The organism is Bradyrhizobium sp. (genome assembly GCF_028868675.1).
In the GTDB taxonomy this organism is placed as follows: Bacteria; Pseudomonadota; Alphaproteobacteria; order Rhizobiales; family Xanthobacteraceae; genus Bradyrhizobium.
This window is the reverse complement of sequence record NZ_JAGWUA010000345.1, coordinates 1-2,640: the sequence shown is the minus strand read 5'-3', so window position 1 is coordinate 2,640 and position 2,640 is coordinate 1. Positions and strand designations below refer to the sequence as shown.

At 66.6% G+C, this 2,640-nt stretch carries 1 protein-coding gene and 1 pseudogene; both read left to right on the top strand.

Features of this window, described 5'->3' with window-relative positions:
- The first annotated feature begins 211 nt into the window (after positions 1-211).
- Complete coding sequence (locus KGM94_RS24850) at positions 212-1,522, top strand: UbiA family prenyltransferase (RefSeq protein ID WP_300265284.1); 1,311 nt, start codon at positions 212-214, stop codon at positions 1,520-1,522.
- Positions 1,522-2,640: pseudogene (locus KGM94_RS24845) on the top strand (hypothetical protein); the annotation flags it as partial. The gene KGM94_RS24850 and the pseudogene KGM94_RS24845, both read left to right, overlap by 1 nt.

Sequence of the window (2,640 nt, the reverse complement as noted above, 5' to 3'; positions counted from 1 at the left end):
CAGATCCCGATGTGACGGCTCAACCGGCGCTCCGGTTGACGCCAGGCCCGGCGTTCCGCCCCTGTCAGGGTCGTCGGCCACACCGGTTCCCAAACACCTTCCGCGCTCCGGTTAAGCCGTCCTTAGCGATTGGAAACTACCGTTTTCGTCCATCCATTTCCCTGCTCGCCGGCCTAGGGCCGGCCCCTCTCAGTCAGTCGAGCGTATCCGAATGGAGCAGGCCCTCAGGCAGCACGCGCCGGACCGACCTGAAGCCGCGCCGTCTCCGGCCGCGGGCGGCCGCGCGCTCGTCATCGATCTCGAAGGCGCGCTGCTGCGCTCCGATCTCGCCTGGGAGGCGCTGTTTGCCGATCTCGGGAGGTCGCTGGCGCGGCTTTGGGCGGGACGCTCCCCGAATAAGCCGGTGCTGAGCCGCGTGCTCGCTCGCGCTCGCATCGACTACGCGCATCTGCCTTACGATGCCGACGTGCTGAACCGGGCGCTCGCGGCGCGGGCGCGCGGCGAGAAGGTCTATCTGGCTGCGCGCCGCTTCGAGGACCACGCCGCGGCGATATCGGCGCATCTCGGCTTTGACGGCGTGATCGCGCGCGCGGACGCGTTGCCGGTCGCAGCCGAGACGGTCGATCACGTCAGCGGCCAAAGCCGCCGCACTGACTGGCGGACCTGGTTGCGGGCGCTGCGCGTCTATCAATATGCCAAGAACACGCTGGTGTTCGTTCCCCTGGTGACGGCGCACCAGATGAGTCTGGAGGCGCTCGGCGACGCGCTGCTGGCCTTTTTCGCGTTCTCGGCCTGCGCGTCCGGCGCTTACCTGATGAACGACCTGCTCGATCTCGTAGCCGACCGGGCGCACCCGACCAAGCGCCACCGTCCGCTCGCCGCGGGCCAACTGCCGATCGCGCACGCGCTCGCCGCGATCCCCGCGCTGTGGCTCGCCGCGGTCGCCGCCAGCCTCTGCATCTCCGGCCTCTTCGTCGCCGTGCTCGGCGCCTATCTGGCGACCACCATCGCCTATTCGCTGTTCCTGAAGAGGAAGATGCTGCTCGATGTGGTGACGCTCGCAGGCCTCTACACGCTGCGCATCATCGCCGGCGCGGTCGGTGCCGGCGTCGTGCTGTCCGAATGGCTCTTGATGTTCTCGCTGTTCGTGTTCACCTCACTGGCGCTGATCAAGCGCTACAGCGAGCTGACCATGCGCCAGGGCGCGGGGCTGTCCGATCCCGCCAACCGCGACTATCGCGTCGGCGACCTCCAGGTCATCGCGGCGATGGCGGCGGCGAGCGGCATGAACGCGGTCATCGTGTTCTCGCTCTATGTCTCGTCCTCGGCGGTGACGCCGCTCTACAGCCGCCCCTGGATGCTGTGGCTGATGAACCCGCCCCTGCTCTACTGGTTCGGCCGCGCGCTGATGATGGCGCATCGCCGCGAGATGCCCGACGATCCGATCCTCTACACCTTCCGCGACAACGCCAGCCGCATCACAGTGGCGGCGATGATCTTCATCATGCTGGCGGCGATCTGATGACCGAGACTGTCTTGGGCATGTCCGTGGAACGGCGGTCGGGTGCGGCGAGCGTTCCGCTTCCCTTTGTCGAGACGTTGACGATCGCGGTCGCCGGCTCGCTGCTGTCGGTGCTGGCGACCGGATTCGTGTTCGGCATCGAGAACAACATCTTTCACCTGCCGATCGTCGCCGGTCTCTCTGGCGAGCCGCAATACCAGGACGACGCCTTCATCCAGTCGCTACGCTATTTCGCCTCCGGAATCTGGATCCTCCTGACCGACACGCAAAGATATTTCGATCACACCGAGCTGGTGTTCTTCGCGCTCAACTGCCTGTCCAGGCTCATCTCCGTCCTCGGCTTTCTCTGCTGTGCCTCGCTGCTCGGCATCGTCGAGCGCCGCGACAGGATCGTGTTCACGCTGATCGTCTGCTCGATGCCGCTGTTGTCCGGCTACAGCCCCGCCGGCACCGGCGGCCTGTTCCTCAACTATTTCACCCATTCGGAGATCGGCAACGGCACGGCCCTGCTGGCGATCTATTTCGCCGCGCGCGGACGCTTCACGGCGGCGATGGTGGCGTTCGGCGCCACCTTCTTCGTCAACGCGTTCATGGCGGTCTGGGTGGCGCCGCTGCTGGCGATCCTGGGCATCCGCCTCCTGCTGAGGCGTGACATCGCGATCGGAACGGCGTGTTCGCGAATCCTGCTCGGCTTGGTGCTGTGCGCGCCGATCATGGCGCCCGTTCTCCACGCCATCCTGTCCAACCCCGAGCTCGGCAAGCCGCTCGGCATCGACTACGCCGCCTATCTCCACGAATACTTTGCCGGCCATTCCCTGATCGACGCGATCGCGATCGAGAACGTCCTGCAGATGGCCGCGGTGATGGCGCTCGGCGCGGTCGCGCTGTGGTGGTTCGGACCCGCGGGGCGCGACCTGCGAGCGATCTATCTCGGCGCGATCCTGCTCTATTTGCTCGGCGTGGTCGTGCCCGCCGTCAGCACCTCGCCGATGATCCTCAACCTTCAACTGCTACGCTCGGGCACGATGATCCACCTCCTGGCGAGCCTTGCGATCGCAGCGCTCGCCACCACATGGCTGCGCCGCGAAAGCGCCGCGCTGTTCCTGCCCGGCTGCGCC

Excerpts from the sequence above, each read along its gene's own strand:
- KGM94_RS24850 (WP_300265284.1), top strand. The coding sequence starts at position 212 with ATGGAGCAGGCCCTCAGGCAGCACGCGCCGGACCGACCTGAAGCCGCG.